Genomic DNA, 18,544 nt, shown 5'->3' with positions numbered 1-18,544 from the left:
GGGGGCGGCTTGGCCGCCTCCGCCCACAGCGGTCCGAGGAGACCCGATGTCGTCCGCATTCAATGATGATTTCAATGTCGATTTGGCTGGTTCGTGGCGGTTGACGTCGCCCGACAGCGATCATTCCCTCTCGATGCCGGTTCCCGGCGACGTCCATACCGCGCTTCATGTTGCCAACCTCATTCCCGATCCCTATTTCGGCCGGAATGAAGAGGTGGTGCAGTGGGTCGCCAATCAGGACTGGCAGATCACGCGCAGCTTCAATGTCGATGATGCCAGCGGTGACTGGTATCTGGATATCGACTATCTCGACACGGTGGCGAGCGTTTATGTCAATGACGCGCTCGTGCTTGAGGGCAACAACAGCTTCCAGCGCTACCGACCCGACGTTTCCAAGGCGCTGAAAGCCGGCGAGAACACGATCCGCATCGTGCTGCATTCCAGCGTTAAGGCGGGCGCGGAACTGCAGGCGAAGCAGCCGTTCTATATCCCTTACAGCACGGCCAATTCGCCGATTCCGAATGGCAACATGCTGCGCAAGCCGCAATGCCATTTCGGCTGGGACTGGAATATCGCCGTCGCGCCGTTGGGCCTCTACGGCACCATCGCGCTTAAGAAGCTTGAGATTGCCCGCATCGAGAATGTCGTCACGCAGCAGTTTCACAATGCGGATGGCTCGGTCGATCTCAAGGTGACCGCATCGCTGTTTGCCAAAGGCACCGGCGTTGCCCAGGTCTATTTCTCGCTCGATGACGAGCGGCTGCGGCTCGACATCGGCGTCAATGCCGGCGAGACCTTGATCACCCATGTCTTCCATATCGACAAACCGAAGCTCTGGTGGCCGGCCGGCAGCGGCGAGCAGGTACTTTATGCGCTCTCCGTCGAGACCAATTCCGAAACCGTGACGCGGCAGATCGGTCTGCGTACCGTCGAGCTCATCACCGACGAGGATGAGGCGGGGAGCCGTTTCGCGCTCAAGGTCAATGGTCGCGAGATCTTCGCGCGCGGTGCCAACTGGATCCCGGCGGACGCTCTGTTTTCCCGTTCCAGCCCGGCTTTGACCGAAGACCTGTTGCAGTCTGCGGCAGCCGCCAACATGAACATCATCCGCGTCTGGGGCGGCGGCTTTTACGAGCATGACTGGTTCTACGACATCTGCGACCGGCTTGGCCTGATGGTCTGGCAGGACTTCATGTTTGCCTGCAACCTTTACCCCTCGACCGGCGATTTTCTCGAGAATGTCGCTGACGAAGTTAGCTATCAGGTCCGGCGGCTGGCGACGCATCCGTCGATCGCGCTCTGGTGTGGCGACAACGAGCTGGTTGGCGCACTCACCTGGTTCGAGGAATCCCGCAACGACCGCGACCGCTATCTTGTCTCCTACGACCGCCTGAACCGAACAATCGAGCAGGCGATGAAGAAGGCAGCACCGGATGCGATCTGGTGGCCGTCGAGCCCGGCGTCAGGCTATCTCAACTTCGGCGATGCCTGGCATGCCGACGGATCCGGCGACATGCATTATTGGTCGGTCTGGCATGAGAACAAGTCCTTCGACAATTACCGCTCCGTACGCCCGCGCTTTTGCTCGGAATTCGGCTTCCAGTCCTACACGTCGCTGCCGGTCATCAAGACTTATGCGGACGCCAAGGACATGAATATCGCCTCTCCGGTGATGGAGCTGCACCAGAAGAACGCCGGCGGCAATGAACGCATCGCCGGCACGATGTTCCGCTATTTCCGCTTCCCGAAGGATTTCCCGAACTTCGTCTATCTGAGCCAGGTGCAGCAGGGCCTGGCCATCAAGACGGCGGTGGAATATTGGCGCTCGCTGAAGCCGCATTGCATGGGCACGATCTACTGGCAGCTCAACGACACCTGGCCGGTCGCTTCCTGGTCGAGCCTCGATTACGGCGGGCGCTGGAAGGTGATGCACTATCTGGTGCGCCGCTTCTTCCAACCGGTCTCTGTCGCTGCCATCCCGTCCGAGGACAACAAGACTATCCGCTTGTCACTGGTCAATGACACCAATGTCGATGTCACCGTCGATATCGCTGTGTCGTTGCTCAAGCTCGATGGGGAGCGCGTGCCGCTGACGACTGCACATGCGGTCTGCACGCCGGATGCGGCTGTTACCGCACTGTCCATCGATGCCTCGCAGGTGCCGGCCGATTGCCTGCTGGCATGGCACTTCACCGCGTCGAATGGCATGGGCGGCGAGGGGCATTATGTCCACGGCACCTACAAGGCGCTGGAGCTTCAACCGGCGGGCCTGGCGATCCTGAGGGAGGAGACTGAAGAGAACGGCACGGTCGAACTCACCGTGACCGCGAAGGGATTGGCGCTGTTCGTGATGATCGAAAGCGAGATTGAGGGGCGCTATTCCGACAACGCCTTCGACCTTGCCGCTGGCGAAAGCCGCCGTATCGTCTTTACGCCGACACAGCCGCTTGCCGGTGTGGTTCCTGACTTCCGCATTTACGACCTCCAGTCCAGCCAATCGGTGGACTGAGGATATCCAGCCGCCATCCGGCGGTATTTCAGGGCCGCTGGCCCATGACAGAAGGCCGAGAGGCCATTGGAGAGCATGACGATGACGAAACTTGGATTTCAGATTTATAGCGCCCGCAACTTCCAGCCTTATTCCGAGATTTTCGTAAAGCTCGGCAAGGCCGGCTACGCGGAAGTCGAAGGTTTCGGCGGTATCTATGCCGATCTCGACGAGGCCGGCCTCAAGAGCCTGCGCGCTGAGCTCGACAAGAACGGCCTGGTGATGGCGAGCGGCCATTTCAGCCCCGATTTCCTCGACGGTCAGGTCCAGAAGTCGCTGACGATTGCCAAGACCCTCGGCATGGATTCGATCTATGCCCCGCATCTGGCCGCCGATCAACGCCCGACAGACGCGGCCGGCTGGCTCGCTTTCGGCAAGCGCCTGCAGGAGATGAGCAAGCCCTACAAGGACGCCGGTTTCGAATTCGGTTGGCATAACCACGACTTCGAATTCGTCAAGCAGGCCGACGGCTCGCTGCCGATCGAGCAGATCTTCGAAGGCGCTCCGGATATCTCCTGGGAAGCCGATATCGCCTGGGTCATCCGTGGCGGCGGCGATCCCTTCGCCTGGATCGAAAAGCTTGGCTCGCGCATCACGTCGGTTCACGTCAAGGACATTGCGGCCGCCGGCGAAAACAAGGACGAAGATGGCTGGGCCGACCTCGGCTACGGCACCGTTCCGTGGCAGAAGCTGCTGAAGGTGCTCGCCGGCACCAAGGCCAAGCACTACGTCATCGAGCATGACAATCCGAGCGATGTCGATCGCCTGATCACCCGCTCCATCGCATCCTTCAAGACCTACTGAGGCACTATCCCATGGCTAAGGAACTTGGCGTCGGCATCCTCGGATGCGGCAATATTTCAACGACCTACTTCAAGCTTTCTCCGCTCTTCAGGGGCCTGAAGGTGCTCGCCTGCGCTGATATCAACATGGATGCGGCGCGCCTGCGAGCCGAGGAATATCAGGTCAAGGCACAGACGGTGGACGAACTGCTCGCCAATGACGAGCTCGACGTCATCGTCAACCTGACGATCCCGGACGCGCATTTCCCGATCTCCAAGCGCATCCTGGAGGCCGGAAAGCACGTCTATTCCGAAAAGCCTCTGGTGTTGACCCTGGAACAGGGTGAGGAACTGCGTCGCATCGCCAAGGAGAAGGGGCTTGCCGTCGGCTGCGCTCCCGATACCTTCCTCGGCGGCGCACACCAGCTCGCCCGCAAGTTCATCGATGACGGCGGCATCGGTCGTGTGACGTCGGGCACTTGCCACGTCATGAGCCCGGGCATGGAAATGTGGCATCCGAACCCGGACTTCTTCTTCCTTCCGGGCGGCGGTCCGATCCTCGACCTCGGCCCTTACTACGTCGCCAACCTCATCAACCTTATTGGTCCGGTAAAGCGCGTCGGCGCGATGACCTCGATGGCGTCGGAAACCCGCACCATCACCAGCCAGCCGCGCAACGGCGAGACCATCCCGGTGAAGACACCGACGACGATCCAGGCACTGCTGGAATTCGTCAGCGGCGCCACGGTGACGCTGACGGCGAGCTGGGATGTCTGGTCGAACCGTCATGCCAATATGGAGCTCTACGGCACCGAGGGCTCGCTCTATGTGCCGGATCCGAACTTCTTCGGCGGTGTGGTCGAAGCCAGCGGTCGCGACAAGGATATCAAGCCGCTTGCCGACTGGGCGCATCCCTTCGGCATCGCCAACCAGGAAAGCCCGAGCGGCGCGCGCGCCAACTATCGCACGGCCGGTCTCGCCGACATGGCGGCATCGCTGATCGACGGGCGCGATGCGCGTTGCTCGCTCGACCGCACGCTGCACGGCGTCGATGTCATGACCTCGATCCTGAAATCGGGTGCGGAAAACCGCTTCATCGACCTGACCACGACCTGCACGCAGCCGGCAGCACTTGGCATCGAAGAAGCTCAGGCGCTCTTGAAGTAGACGCAGGAAAAGCTAGTTTGCGCGCGGGTGGGTTAGCCCGCGCGTTTTTTATCTCAAAGGAATTGGCATCATGGCTTGGCAACCGGCATCTGACCGCTATGCGAAAATGAAATACAACAGAACAGGCCGCTCCGGCCTGAAGCTGCCGGCGGTTTCGCTGGGGCTTTGGCACAATTTCGGTGGCGACACGCCGCATGACCGCAAGGTGGACATGTGCCGTACCGCTTTTGATCTCGGCATCACCCATTTCGACCTCGCCAACAATTACGGCCCGCCTCCCGGCAGTGCCGAAACCGCTTTCGGCGAAATCCTGCGCACCGACTTCGCCGGTCTGCGCGACGAACTGATCATCTCGTCCAAGGCCGGATACGATATGTGGCCGGGTCCTTATGGCGAATGGGGTAGCCGCAAATATCTGATCGCGTCGTGCGACCAGAGCCTGAAGCGCATGGGGCTCGACTATGTCGATATCTTCTATTCTCATCGCTTCGACCCGGATACGCCTCTCGAAGAAACCTGCGCGGCGCTCGACCATATCGTCCGTTCGGGCAGGGCGCTCTATGTCGGTATCTCCTCCTACAACTCGCAGCGCACGCGCGAGGCCGCGGCTATCCTGAAGGATCTTGGCACGCCTTGCCTCATCCATCAGCCGAGCTATTCCATGCTCAACCGCTGGGTCGAGGATGACGGTCTGGTCGACACGCTGGAAGATCTGGGCATCGGTTCGATCGTCTTCTCGCCGCTTGCCCAGGGCATGCTGACGACGAAATATCTCGGTGGCATCCCCAGCGACAGCCGCGCCGCTCAGAACCACTTCCTGAAGCGCGACTTCATTCGTCCGTCGATCCTCGAGAATATTCAGAAGCTCAACCAGATCGCCGAAAAGCGCGGCCAGACGCTGGCGCAGATGGCGATCGCCTGGGTTCTGCGCGGCGGCCGTATCACCTCCGCTCTGATCGGCGCCAGCCGTTCGTCGCAGATCGTCGATTGCGTCAAGGCGCTCGACAATCTCGAATTCACCGCGGAAGAACTGAAGGAGATCGATGTCTACGCCCGCGAGGCCGATATCAATCTCTGGGCTAAGTCGGCCGAGCGCGACTGATCAATCGAAAACGCCCGGAACCTGGTTCCGGGCGTTTTTTTTGTCTTGATTTCCTATTGCCGTCCGAACGGCGCATAGTGGTGTGTTCTCTGGAGGAGATGTCCCATGATCCACAACCCGATCTTGCCGGGCTTCAACCCCGATCCGTCCATCTGCCGCGTCGGCGAGGATTATTATATCGCCACGTCGACCTTCGAATGGTATCCGGGCGTGCAGATCCACCATTCGCGCGATCTGGTGAACTGGACGCTGGTGCGCCGGCCACTGGAGCGGGCCTCGCAGCTCGACATGCGCGGCGAGCCCGATAGCTGCGGCATCTGGGCGCCATGCCTTTCCTATGCCGATGGCCTGTTCTGGCTGGTCTATACCGACGTCAAGCGCTACGACGGCAATTTCAAGGATGCGCATAATTACATCGTGACGTCGCCGACGATCGAAGGCGAATGGTCCGAACCATCCTATGTCAATTCCTCGGGCTTTGATCCGTCGCTCTTCCATGACGAGGACGGGCGCAAATGGTTCGTCAACATGCAATGGAACCAGCGCACGGAAAGCTATGGCGGCTCGCCGAAGACGCCGGCTTTCGATGGTATTCTGTTGCAGGAGTGGGATGCGGTGACGAAATCGCTGAAAGGTCCGATCAAGAATATCTTTGCCGGTACCGAGCTCGGCTTGGTCGAAGGTCCGCATCTCTTCAAGCGCAGCGGCTGGTATTATCTGACGACCGCCGAGGGTGGTACGGGCTATGACCACGCCGTCACCATGGCGCGTTCGCGCAATATCGATGGCCCCTACGAGCTGCATCCGAACAAGCATCTGATCACCTCGAAGGATCGTCCAGACGCGGTGTTGCAGCGGGCGGGGCATGGCCAGTATGTCGAGACCCCGGATGGGCAGTTCTACCATACGCATCTCTCCAGCCGCCCATTGCCGCCGCATCGCCGCTGCACGCTCGGGCGCGAGACCAGCTTGCAGAAATGCGTCTGGAAGGAAGACGGCTGGCTCTATCTGGAAAATGGCACCACCGTCCCCGATGTCGAGGTGGCTGGCTTGAATGGTGCTGTACCTATCGAGAAACCGCGCCGAAGCGGCTATAATTTTGATGGCGGCAAGCTGCCGGCGGATTTTCAATGGCTGCGTACGCCGCAGCCGGAGCGCATTTTCAGTCTGACGGAGCGGCCAGGTCATCTGCGCCTGTTTGCCCGCGAAAGTATCGGCTCCTGGTTCGAGCAGGCGCTGGTCGCTCGCCGGCAGGAGCATCACAGCTTCCGTGCGGAAACCGTCGTCGAGTTTCAGCCCGATACCTATCAACAGGTCGCGGGGCTGACGCATTACTACAATCGCTACAAGCTGCATGCGATCGCCGTGACGCTGCATGAGAAACTCGGCCGCTGCGTTACCATCATGACCTGCCCGGGCGACTATCCGAACGGCCGATTGACCTTTCCGATCGGTGGCGGTGTTGCCATTCCCGATGGGCGCATTCAGCTTGCCATGGAAGTCTACGACAACGATCTGCAGTTCTTCTGGCAAGCGGAAGGCATGGGAGCGTGGCAGGCGGTTGGTCCGGTGCTCGATGCCGGCGTCATCTCCGATGAGGGTGGGCGCGGCGAGCATGGTTCCTTCACCGGCGCCTTCGTCGGCATGTTTGCCTTCGATACGTCGGGACGGGCAAAGACCGCCGATTTTGATTGGTTCAATTACGACGAGCTTTGATTTTCGCGATCATTGATCGATTATCGGTACGCCCTTATCTGTAAGGGAAGGCGGCCTTTCTTTCGGATGCAAACTGTTGATGAGTTGTCGCACTCATTTTATAAGTAAATCCCGACAAGCATCTAATTTTATTACAAAACTGTAATGGAATCGTCAGGTTCGCTTCATCTCTTGCGGGATAGAAGCTTCCTTTGCAGATCGTGAATCGAGGAAACGTCCCAATGAGAAAAATCCTTTCCATCCTTCTCGCCGCCTCGGTTCTGACAATGCCGTTGGCAATGACCACCGAGGCCAACGCGGCGCCGGAGAACAAGCAGGTCGTTGTCGTCAAGAAAGACGTGGTCAAGAAGAAGGTCGTTGTTCGCAAGGGTGGCTGGGTAACCGGTCGTCGCTTGTCGGCATCCGACCGCCACCGCGCCGCCAATGTCGATTATCGCCGCCACCGTCTGTCTGCTCCGCCGCGCGGCTATCATTGGGTTCGCATCAAGAATAACTTCCTGCTCGTCGGCATGACCAGCGGATTGATCTCCAAGGTGGTCAACGCGCGCTGAGGGCGACTGATATCGGAAGTACAAGAGGCGGTTCGATTGGGGTCGCCTTTCGTTGAACAGCATCGGTGTCTGGCCGTGCCGCAAAGCCACTTGCAGCAGATCGCTCCAGGTGGTTTCTTTGTTTTCGATGGTCGGATGGTCGAGCATATCGTCTTGAACGGGCCATTCCGGAGGAAAGGAGCGGCAATGAAGAAGATCGCTGCCGGTGTGCTCGACGTCGCCTATGAGGAGACCGGCCCGGAAGATGGCTTGCCCGTCCTGCTGCTCCATGGTTTTCCCTACGACGCCCATGCCTATCATGATGTTGTACGGGAACTGGCAGGCAAAGGGCTGCGTTGCATCGTTCCGTCTCTTCGTGGCTACGGTCTAACACGCTTCCTCTCGGCGGAGACGCCGCGTTCCGGCGAGCAGGCGGCGCTGGGGGCCGATTTGCTGGCATTGATGGATGCACTCTCGATTGAGAGCGCCATTCTCGGCGGTTATGATTGGGGCGGCAGGGCGGCTTGCATCGTCGCCGCGCTCTGGCCGGAGCGTGTTCGTGGTCTGGTAAGCTGCGGAACCGGCTACAATATCCAGAATATCGCCAAGGCAGGACTGCCCGTTTCCCCTGAGGAAGAGGCTCGCTACTGGTATCAATATTACTTCCATTCGGAGCGCGGCAGAGCCGGGCTTGCCTCAAACCGCCGCGAGTTCTGTCACTTCATCTGGAGGCTATGGTCTCCGACCTGGGCGTTTGACGACGAGACCTATGAGCGCAGCGCCGCCGCCTTCGACAATCCCGATTTCGTCGATGTCGTCATCCATTCCTACCGTCATAGATTTGGCGGCATTGCCGGCGATCCGGCTTTCGCAGAGATCGAGGCGCGCCTGGCGAAACAGCCCAATATCACCGTGCCGACAATCGTGTTGCAGGGAGCCGACGACGGCGTCGATCCGCCGCGAACGGCCGACCGCGATGTGGCGCACTTCTCCGCACATTATGAGCGTCGGATCATAGCAGGCGTGGGCCACAATCTGCCGCAGGAGGCACCGGGCGCTTTTGCGGAGGCGGTACTTTCTCTCCTATAGATCTTAGAGGTATTCGCGGATGATCAGCACAATGCCGGACCTTCAGGAAACGGGCGTCAAACTTCGCCGGCCTTGTGAAGCCGACATCGATGTGCGGTTTGCTCTGGGAACGAGTGCCGATATTGCGAGAATGTTTGGCGTCAGTCGAGATAACGTCCGTCCGTTTACGAGGGATGCCGCCGAGAAATGGGTTCGGAACTTCGATCTGCATCCACATGCCTGGATAATCGAAGCAGAGGGATCGCTGATAGGCGAGATCCGCCTTGATCGTGTTGATCTTCAGGATCGAAGGGCCTCCATGGCTATCGGTATCTACGATACGGTATTTCTCGGTCGTGGGTACGGTAGCAAGGCTATCAAGCTTGTGTTGGGTTATGCCTTCGGTGCGATGCAGCTGCATCGAATCAGTGTTAGCGTTCTAGCCTACAACCATAGAGCTATCAGAGCTTACGAGAAATGTGGTTTCGTTACTGAGGGCCGCGAACGAGAATCTGCGTTCGTTGACGGGTATTGGTACGATGACATTATGATGGGAGTGCTTGCGCATGAATTCGAGCCGCTAAAGCCCTGATATTTTGAATTAATTTTCGGCATCGCTAACAAGCATTTCTGCCTGAATCAAAAATCCCCGGCGCAATGACCGGGGATTTTCTGTTTCGCTTATCGTGTTGACCAATCAGTTCAGTCGGCCTGCCGCGTGGGCCAGCATGGTGTAGACCTTGCCGGTGTCGGAGGTCAGGTAGGACTGGGTGACGGTGCGGTCGCGGTCGGTGCGGGCAACGTCTGCCAAGAGCTTTTCGAAATCGGCGATGTAGCGGTCGACGGCGGTGCGGAATTCCGGTTCGCGGTCGTACTTGCGCTTGATCTCGTCAAAGGTCTGTTGGCCCTTCAGCGTGTAGAGGCGGCGGGTGAAGACGTCTCGTTCGCCGCGCTGATAACGGCGCCACAGATCGACCGAGGCGTCATGGTCGATGGCGCGGGCGATGTCGACCGAGAGCGAGTTGAGCGATTCCACCACATGGCGTGGATTGCGCGCTGCGGGGGTCGATTCCGTTGGCGTACGGGGTGTCGCCTGACGCGCCGGCTGCAGATCGGCAGCTTCATCGCGCGAGGCACCGCGCAGGAGATCGCTGATCCAGCCGCCGCCAGCCGTTTCCTGGCGAGCGGGAACCGGCGCCTCGGCCTGACGCGGCTGCGGAGCCGCCGGGCGTTCGGCGATAGTGCCGCGCAGGCCCAGAGCTTCGATTGGCGGCTGCTGTGGCTGCGGAGCCGGCTGTTGCGGGGCAGGCTGCTGTACTGCCTGCTGAGCAACCGGTGCCTGTGGTGCAGGTTGCTGGGGCCGGGGAGCGGGAGCAGCGGCGGCGGGCGCAGGGACTGCCGGACGCGGACGTTGTGCCGGCTGTACGTCGGCGAGAGTACGAGCCGCCGGCTCGGAGATTTCGAGGTGCTGCGTCGAGCGACCAACGATCTGCGAGATGTCCTGCAGGGCCTTGATCTGCTCGGCCACTGCACGGCGCATGGCGGCCGCACTTTCCTTGGCTTCTTCCGGCAGGTCGAAGGCACCGCGCTTCAGTTCGCTGCGCGTGAGGTCGAGTTCCCGGCGAATGTCGCCCGCCGAACGGCGGATTTCATCGGTTGCGCCGGAGAAGCGGCCGACAGCGTCGTCAACGGCGACACGCAGCGTTTCGCGGAGCTGCTGAGCGGCACCGTCCGAAGACTTGCCGGCTTCGGAGAGCATCTGCTCGACATCGGCGATCGAAGCCGAGAGGCCACCACGAAGACGGTTCGTCAGATCGCCCGAGCGACGCTCGGCGTTGGCGAAGGTGCTCTCGATGGACTGGTTGGCTTCCTCGCCAGCCTTCTGCAGCGTGCCGCGCATGGTCTCTGCCGCTTCTTCGGCGCGCTTTTCCGCTTCGGAAAGAACGCGGCCGATATCGGCGAAGGACGACTGCACGCCCTGGCGCAGATTGCCGGTGACCTGGTTGGAACGCTGCTCGGCGCGGTCGAAGGCGGTCTCCACCATGCTGCCGAGGGCGCGCATGGTGTTCTCGATCTCTTCCGAACGCTGCACCAGGCCAATGGACAGGTTCTGCAGCGCGGTTTCGCGCTCTTCCAGCGTCGAGACGAGGTTCGACTGCGCGGCACCCAGAAGCTGGGATGCCTGCGTCAGCACCTTGGAATGCTCGTCGAAGCGGCCGATGATGCCGCCGACCTGCGCCAGCGTCTTGCCGGAGACGTCCGCGAGCTTGTCGACCTTGCCTTCGAGGAGACGGGTCGAAGCGGAGACCATTTCGCCGGCCTTCGATGCGGAGTCGGCAAACTGTGCGGAGGTCGCGCTGAGGCGATCGTCGACAGCGGCGAACTCCTGGGTCGCGTTGTTCAGCATGCCGACGATGGTCGAGTTGTTGTCCGCCAGCCGTTCGATGATGCCGTTGACGCTGGCAAGCAGGTTGTTCTCCAGCGAGCTGACGGTATTGGCGGCATGTTCGGTGCGGGCCGAAATCGCTGCCAGCGTGTCGTTGGTGCGGGACGCGATGGCGTCGATCAGAGCTGCATTTTCCGCACGCAGGCGGTCGGTGCTTTCCTGGGCGGCCTGCGAGATCAGCGCTGCTGCTTCCTGGCCGGTTGCGGCGTAGCGGTCGACGATCGGGCGGGCCTTTTCATCGATCAGGCGCGACAGTTCGGTGGAGCGGCCGGCGAGCATGGAATTGAGCTCGCGGGTGCGCTCGTCGAGCGACGTGCGGATCGAGGTGCCGCGGGCTTCCAGAGCCTTGTCGACATCGGCGAGCGTCGCATTGATCTCGTTGGCGCGCTCTTCCAGGTTGGAGCGGATCGCATTGCTGCGTTCGTCGAGCGCGCGCTCGACTTGCGCCATGGTGGAGGCGATCTGTTCGCTGCCGCCGGCAAGTGTGTTGCGGATGGCAGAGCCACGGGCGTCCAGTGATTGTTCGGCCGAAGACAGGGCCTGTGAGATCGCGTTGACCTGATTACCGACGAGTGTCTCGGCTTCTGCGACCTTGTTGACGATCGCGTTGCCGGCTTCCGAGAAGGTTTGGGCGACGGCGGCGGCCTGGCTTGCCAGGCGATTATGCGTTTCGGAGACGCGGCCGACGATCTCTTCCGAACGCTCGCTCATGACGCGGGTAAAGGCGTCGCTGTGGTTTCCGAGGTCGTCGGCGAATTGCTGGCCGGTACGGGCAAGCAGATCGGCCGTGCGCGTGGCTTCGCTGTCCATGCCCTGAGCGGCATCGGCAACGGCGGTGCGCAGCGTCGTGGCGAGGTTGGTGGCCTTGCCTTCGATGGTGCGGTTGACGGCTTCGAGGCCGACGTTCAGCGCGCGGTCCATGGTCGAGAGGCGCTCTTCGATGCGGGCACTGCCGCTTTCGAGTGCCTGGTTCAGATGGGTCGTACGGCTGTCGAGTGCCTCGGCCAAGGTTGCCAGACGCTCATCGAGCGCGGAGGTGAGACGGGTCGTTGCATCGCCGCCGCTGCTGTCGATCCGGGCAGCGCCGCTGGCCAGCGTGTCGGACAGCCGGTTGCCGGCTGCATCGACCTGGGCGGCAACGCCGCCGACGCCTTCATGGATGCGATTTTCGAGAGCGGACAGGCTGGCTTCGACCCGCGAGCCGGTCTCGGCGAAGCGGCTGGTCATGCCGTCGACCGACTGGTTGAGGTTGGTCGAGAAGCTCTCGGCCGAACGCTCGATATCGCCGGCTGCCTGCTGGATGCGACCGGCAATATCGCCGGCGCCGCTGTGCAGGCGCTCTTCAAGTGTCTTGGCGCTGGCGTCGATGGTCTGGCGCAGCGAAGCTTCACGATCTTCAAGCGACATTTCCAGCATGCTGGCGCTGGTGGCGATCGAAGTTCCGATCGCAGTCGCTTGTTCCATCAGCGTATTGTCGATCTGGGCATGGGCATCGCGGAGCGTCACGCTGATGGCGTTGCTGCGATCGTCCAGGGTGGAACGCATGCGCTCATAGGCGGAAGCAAGGTTCTCATCCATCTGCGACAGGCCGGCGCCGAGCGCCTTTTCAACCCGTTCGGCCGAACCGCCGACGACGCTTTCGATGCGGTCGCTGCTGCTGCCAAGCAAGCCTGAGAGCGCGTCGGTGTGGGCGCTGAGCGAGCGGTCGAGGCGCTCCTGATTTTCGGTATAGGCGGTGCGAATGGCATCGGCCTTGTCACCGAAGGCACCGGCGACGCGGGATTCCGCGCCGGAAACGCTGTCGAGCAGGGCGTTGGCCCGGGCTTCGAGCGTGCTTTCGAAGCGGCTCTGGTTCTCGGCGAGCGAGATGGCGAAGGCCATGCTCTTGTCGTCGAGCGTATCGGTCAGCGCGGCATGGCCATGGTTGATCGATTGAGCGATCGCCTCTGCACTGTTTGCCAGCGTTTCCTCGATGCGGGCCTGGTTGTCGGACAGGGCGATGGCAAGCGCCAGCGTCTTGTCGTCGAGGCTGTTGACGATCTTGTCATGGGTGCCGGCGACGGTGTCGGCGAGTGCATCCATGCGGCTGGACAGCGAATTTTCCAGGCGTGCCTGCGTATCGGCCAGCGAGGCGGCCAAGGCGACTGCCTTCTGATCCAGGGTATCGGCAACGGCGTTGTGGTTGCCCGAGAAGGCGTTGGTGATCGCTTCGGCGCGATGAGCCAGCGTTTCCTCGAGGCGCGACTGGCCATGGGTCAGCGCGGCGGCGAGGGCCTTGGTTTTGCCGTCCATCGTATTGGCAACCGTTTCGGCATGGCCCGCGACAGTCTCGTCCAGCCGTGCCTGGCTTTCCGAGAGTGCAATGGCAAGGGCCATGGCTTTGTCGTCAAGCGTATCGGCGATCTTGGCGTGCGTATCGGCCAATGTGCTGGTCAGGAGCTCGGCACGGTTGTTCAGCGTGTCTTCGATCCGTGACTGGCCGTCAGAGAGGGCGATGGCAAGAGCCATGGCCTTGTCGTCCAGCGTGTCGGCGAGCTTGCTGTGGGTGTCGGCGACGGTATTGGCAAAGGTATCGGCGCGGCTGGCGAGCGTGTTTTCGAGACGAACCTGGCTCTCAGTAAGCGAACTCGTCAGCTTCGACGTGCGCTCGTCGAGGGCCGAGGTCAGGTTTTCATGCGTGCCGCTGACGGCATTGATGATGCCTGCCGAGCGGTCTGCCAGAGATTGCTCGAAGCGCGTCTGATGGTCGGAGAGAGCGCCGAACAGCGCACTGCTGCGCTCCGCCATGACGGCATCGATATGCTCATGCGCGGAACCGAGCGCCTGGGTGATTTCGCCGGTGCGGGCAGAGAGCGTGTTGTTGATCTCGTTGGCGCGGCCGAGGAAGGTATTGGTCAGCTCGCTCGTGCCTTTGTTGAGAGCAGACGAGATGTCCGAGGTGGCGCTTTCCACAGCCTTGGTGAATTCGCCGGAATGGGCCGCGAGTGTGCTGGTGAGCTCGCTGGAACGGCCGGTAAAGGCTGCCGTGAGTTCGTCCGTGCCGCTCTTGAGGACCGTCGAGACATCGTGTGCCACGCCCTGCACGGCGGAGGTGAAGGCGCCAGCTCTGTCGCCGATCGCGCTTTCCAGCACTTCCTGTCCTGTCGCAAACGTCGTTGCCAGCGCGAAGGACTGGTCGGTCAGCGACGAGCCGAGACGTTCGATGCTAGAGGTCAGAATGCCGTCAATGGCATCCGAGCCGCCGCTCAGCGTCTCGTTGATCCGTGCCAGGCTCTCCGACAGCTTGCTGTCCAGCGAGCCGGCGCGCTTGTCGAAGGCGGAGGTGAATTCGGAGACGCGTTCATCGAAGGTGGTCGAGAGATGTGCAACCGTCGACTGGAAGCGCTCTTCAAAGAAGCCGGAGCGAAGATCGATATCCATGATGGTATCGTCGGCGGTCGACTGCAGGCTCTGGCGGAAGCTCGCCCCCTTTTCGTCGAGGCTGCTGTTCAGCTTGGAGAGAACGGCATCCAGCGTTCCGGTGATCGAGCGCTCGCTGCCGGTCAGGCTCTCGCTGATTTCACGGGTGCGGGCCACCAGCGTTTCGTTGAGCTGACGCGCACGCTCGTTGAGCGCGGTGTTGAGCTTTTCGGTATTGGCATCGAGGGTCGATGCACGGGTCTCGAACTGCCCCACCAGCTCCTTGCCGCGTTCGGCAAGGGTCGAGGACAGAGATTCAAGGCGGGAGTCGAATTCCTGGCTCAGCGCGAAGCCGGACGCATTGAGGTTCTGCAACAGGCTGTCGGTCTTGGCGGACAGCAGAGTGCCGAGCGCTTCCACGGCCGCATCGGATGTCTCCATCAACGTGGCGGCGCGCGTGTCGATCATCGAGGCGAAAGCCTCGCCGGAGGTCGACAGGCGCACGGCGATTTCCTCTGTCGCCAGCGACAGGTCTTCGCGGATCTGCTCATGCACGCCGACGATCGACGAACGAATGCGTTCGGCGTGGTTGACGATCGCATCGCGTTCCGAGCCGAGTTCATGCACGAGGCCGCGCACGCGCAGCTCGTTATCGGCGTAGCTGCGCTCCAGCGCGTTGACTTCGGTGTGAACCAGCGTCTCAAGCTCGGTGGCGCGGGCGATAGTGCGCTCGATGCCTTCATTCATGGCCGAGACTTCGCGGCGCACGGCCTGACCAACGGTCATGATGCGCTCGGAGGCGACGGTTTCGGGCTCGACGAGGCGCAATGCGACTTCAGCCATGGAGCGGGCGGCGTTGCGCATGTCCTGGGCGCGCGAAATCATCATGCCGAAGGCGTAGAAGAGAAGGACAGGAACGACGATGCCGACGAGGCAGGCGATGAGGCCGGGAAGGGCGGCGACATCGGCAAACGTGCGGATGTTACGGATCTGATCGCCGTAAAGCAGGAAGGCGAGGCCGGCACCGCCGATAATCCAGAACAGCGATACGATCGTGGCGTTGCGAACGGCATTGCTTTGGGAGCCGCCGTCGAGAGCTTTGAGGATGCTCGCCGGGCTGGCGCGGTTGGCGTCGTTGGCCGGAGCAAAGACCGGACCCTTCGGCGCTTCGACCGGGCGAGCCGATGCTGCGGCAGCGGTCGTGCTGCGCGCTGCGGACGCCTTGCGTGCCGTATCGTCCTGGGGCTGTGTTGCAGGCGGATTTGATGGCTCAGACACTATTGCCTCCGGGGCATCTGGCGTTGATCCGCCGCGAGACTCCAAGCTATCCTCACTGAAATCGATCTGTAAAGCTTCGTCCAATGCCTGAAAGGCTTTGTCCTCGATCGACTCGATGTACTTTTTGTTCGCCATACGGTTACGCCTCGTTACAACTCAATCGGGCCTGCCGTGTCTTTTCCGGAAAATCCGCCACGTCCGGAAAAGACGAACCCTGCCTCCCGCGGGGTCACCCGTCTTCGACTGCTGTCGAGATGGATTTCCCAATACATTTCAGGGTGGATAACCGCTTTATCAAACGGATGGTATGAAAACATTACCACTATCCACTCCTTGGGCAAAGGCGTGTGCCAGAAACCCAATTTAACAGTATCGTAGTGACACATTCCCCTAGGCGTGACAATTAATTCCACCGCCGGCTCACGATGGCATTAAGTCATTGTTAACATTTTTCGCCTGTGGAACCGGTAGAAAATCTAATAATTCAGCCATGTTTAACGCGCATTAACCATGTCGCGAGATTTGCGCCCTGAATGTGCCAAAATTTAACTCGATGGCCATCAGCAGGCCGCAAGCATGCGGCAGATCCCTAAGAAGTCATAGATATATAAGACGGGAGAGTTGGCACATGGCAGCATTGAATATCGCGTTTGAAGCCCCTGATAATTCGCGAGGCGCGGCGCCGTCGCGGGAGCGGGCGATCGACCTGGTTCATCTGGCGAAGCAGACGATGGGCGACAAGGCGCTGGAAGTGGAAGTGCTCCAGATGTTTGCCCGGCAGGCGCGGTCCTGTCTGCAGGAAATCAGCAGCGGCGACAGCAAGCGAGTAAGGGCCGCGTCGCATAAGCTGAAGGGAGCCGCCAGCGCGGTTGGCGCTTTTAAAGTGGCCGATGCCGCCAGTGCGCTGGAGAGCAAGGCCGGTGACGCCTCCTGCATGGCGACGGTGACCGCCAGCGTCATCGAGGCCGAGAATTTCATTCTCAAGCTGTCGCGTTGAGCTAAGACGGCCGGAAACCAAGGATTCTCGTCATTGCGCCGCCAAACGGTTTCCGCCGTTTCGGCGGCGCAAATGTTGACTGCCTCCGGGAATTGGTGGAAGAAAAATTCCGGATCATCCTTCACACACGAATACCGGAATTCATTCACATGACCAAACTGACCATCGTCGCTTTCGACGGCACGCGTTTTGACCTCAATGCCGACGATGGCTCCACAGTGATGGAGAATGCCGTTCGCAGCTCCGTTCCCGGCGTTGACGCCGAATGCGGCGGCGCCTGTGCCTGTGCCACCTGTCATGTCTATGTCGATGACGAGTGGGTGGAGAAGGTGGGCGGTCCGCAGCCGATGGAAGAGGACATGCTGGACTTCGCTTTCGATGTCCGTCCGAGCTCGCGGCTCTCCTGTCAGATCAAGATGACGCAGGTGCTCGACGGTCTCGTCGTGCACGTTCCCGAACGTCAGGCCTGATAAACAGGCAATCTTTCCATGCTATTGGCAAAAAGATGCCTCGCTCAGCTTGTCGCAGCGAGCGAGGCAAGGCGGGCGCATCACCAACAGGCAAGGGAGGAAACACCTGTGGGTTTCAGGACGCGCCAGGAGAACACCTGGATATGTGCATCAAGAGCAGAACTCTGACAGGTCTTTGCGAAAAGCTTTTTCTTTTTCGCATTTCGATCCGCCAGCATCGGATCAGCGCTGTAAGTACTAGGAAGAACCTGTTTTAGATTCTCGTAAAGTTCAAAGAGTGAAACTGGTGAACGATTCACAGCTAATAGTGACAGTTTTCACACAGGTGGCTGTGATTAAAGCGTGATTTCGGTGGAAAACCGCCTTGGCGATCCTTATTCGCCACGCCGCTGGCCGCGGTAGGTCAGCAGTCGCTGCATGCGATTCTGGAAATTCAGCGCTTCGATTCGGTCGAATCGGGCCTGGTCCTTGTCATGGAGTTCCGTCTCCCGCGCGGTCACGTCGTTCGCCTTGGCCTGCAGCGTATCGCAATCCCGGGCTGGCCGCAGAGCGAGAATTCCTTGTTCCATCCGGCGCGCATGCTGGCGCGCGATGTCCACATGCCGGTCCTCGTGGCGCCGAATGTCGGCCGAGAGCGTATCCCAGATCATGGACAGCTGTCGGCTTGCATGTCGGCGGTCGCGCCAGCGCGGCAGGATGATTTCGGTGTCGACCGTGACCTTGACGCCGGCGATATGGCAACGTCCGTCTCTCTGCTCATAGGTGGCATTACCGCCGAAGCGGATTTTAGTGGCCCCGGGGTGATGACTGCTGGAGCCCATGGCAACCGGCCCGCGCGCGTTCAGCGCCGCATCGAGCGTATCGGCACTGTTGCCCTTGATGTCGAAATAAGAGACGGATTTGCGAGCGATCACCTCCGCTTCCGCCACGCCGGAAATGCCGCACAGAAGCAACAGGATGAGCGGAACGCGGATGTGGCGGGATGCAAACGGCATTCATGCTGCTACCAGTTGAACTTCGATCAAGCTTGCGGCATAGCCA

Annotated in this window: 12 protein-coding genes; 10 read left to right on the top strand and 2 right to left on the bottom strand. The window is 60.7% G+C overall.

Annotation, left to right across the window (positions count from 1 at the left end):
- Positions 1-46: 46 nt before the first annotated feature.
- The 8 genes from AC1RO0_RS02240 (at position 47) to AC1RO0_RS02205 (ending at position 9,505) form a co-directional block, all read left to right on the top strand.
- Positions 47-2,509 (top strand): beta-mannosidase, encoded by a 2,463-nt coding sequence (locus tag AC1RO0_RS02240; protein ID WP_498591346.1) that lies wholly within the window; start codon positions 47-49, stop codon positions 2,507-2,509.
- Positions 2,510-2,590: 81 nt separating this feature from the next.
- A complete protein-coding gene (locus AC1RO0_RS02235; protein ID WP_498591345.1) occupies positions 2,591-3,352 on the top strand; it encodes a sugar phosphate isomerase/epimerase family protein in 762 nt (253 codons plus the stop codon).
- Positions 3,353-3,363: 11 nt separating this feature from the next.
- Complete coding sequence (locus AC1RO0_RS02230; protein ID WP_498591344.1) at positions 3,364-4,497, top strand: Gfo/Idh/MocA family protein; 1,134 nt, start codon at positions 3,364-3,366, stop codon at positions 4,495-4,497.
- A gap of 70 nt (positions 4,498-4,567) precedes the next feature.
- Entirely contained in the window at positions 4,568-5,599 is a 1,032-nt protein-coding gene (mgrA, locus tag AC1RO0_RS02225) for an L-glyceraldehyde 3-phosphate reductase (protein WP_498591343.1), read from the top strand.
- Between the two features lie 105 nt (positions 5,600-5,704).
- Positions 5,705-7,315 (top strand): glycoside hydrolase family 43 protein, encoded by a 1,611-nt coding sequence (locus AC1RO0_RS02220; RefSeq protein ID WP_498591342.1) that lies wholly within the window; start codon positions 5,705-5,707, stop codon positions 7,313-7,315.
- A 221-nt stretch (positions 7,316-7,536) separates the two neighbouring features.
- Positions 7,537-7,866 carry an RcnB family protein gene (locus AC1RO0_RS02215; protein WP_498591341.1) on the top strand — a complete coding sequence of 110 codons (330 nt, stop codon included), beginning with the start codon at positions 7,537-7,539 and terminating at the stop codon, positions 7,864-7,866.
- A gap of 186 nt (positions 7,867-8,052) precedes the next feature.
- Entirely contained in the window at positions 8,053-8,934 is an 882-nt protein-coding gene (locus AC1RO0_RS02210; RefSeq protein WP_498591340.1) for an alpha/beta fold hydrolase, read from the top strand.
- Positions 8,935-8,953: 19 nt separating this feature from the next.
- On the top strand, positions 8,954-9,505 hold the full coding sequence (locus AC1RO0_RS02205; RefSeq protein WP_498591339.1) for a GNAT family N-acetyltransferase: 552 nt from the start codon (positions 8,954-8,956) through the stop codon (positions 9,503-9,505).
- A 105-nt stretch (positions 9,506-9,610) separates the two neighbouring features.
- Here the strand turns inward: AC1RO0_RS02205 and AC1RO0_RS02200 are convergent, their stop codons facing one another.
- Positions 9,611-16,171, bottom strand: coding sequence for an apolipoprotein A-IV repeat region-like domain-containing protein (locus AC1RO0_RS02200; RefSeq protein ID WP_498591338.1), 6,561 nt, complete (start codon positions 16,169-16,171; stop codon positions 9,611-9,613).
- A 493-nt stretch (positions 16,172-16,664) separates the two neighbouring features.
- Between AC1RO0_RS02200 and AC1RO0_RS02195 the strand changes: the two genes are divergently transcribed.
- Together AC1RO0_RS02195 and AC1RO0_RS02190 are read left to right on the top strand one after the other, a co-directional pair.
- Entirely contained in the window at positions 16,665-17,033 is a 369-nt protein-coding gene (locus tag AC1RO0_RS02195; protein WP_498591337.1) for an Hpt domain-containing protein, read from the top strand.
- Positions 17,034-17,182: 149 nt separating this feature from the next.
- Positions 17,183-17,503: a 2Fe-2S iron-sulfur cluster-binding protein gene (locus AC1RO0_RS02190; protein ID WP_498591336.1), complete on the top strand. Its 321-nt coding sequence runs from the start codon at positions 17,183-17,185 to the stop codon at positions 17,501-17,503.
- 374 nt (positions 17,504-17,877) lie between these two features.
- Here AC1RO0_RS02190 and AC1RO0_RS02185 read toward each other — a convergent pair whose 3' ends face one another.
- The gene (locus AC1RO0_RS02185; RefSeq protein ID WP_498591335.1) at positions 17,878-18,498 is read right to left on the bottom strand and encodes a DUF922 domain-containing Zn-dependent protease; all 621 of its coding nucleotides are present in this window, start codon (positions 18,496-18,498) and stop codon (positions 17,878-17,880) included.
- Between the last annotated feature and the right edge of the window lie 46 nt (positions 18,499-18,544).

Source organism: Rhizobium sp. GW821-FHT14E12, from assembly GCF_058803745.1.
This window is presented reverse-complemented; position numbering and strand designations above follow the sequence as displayed.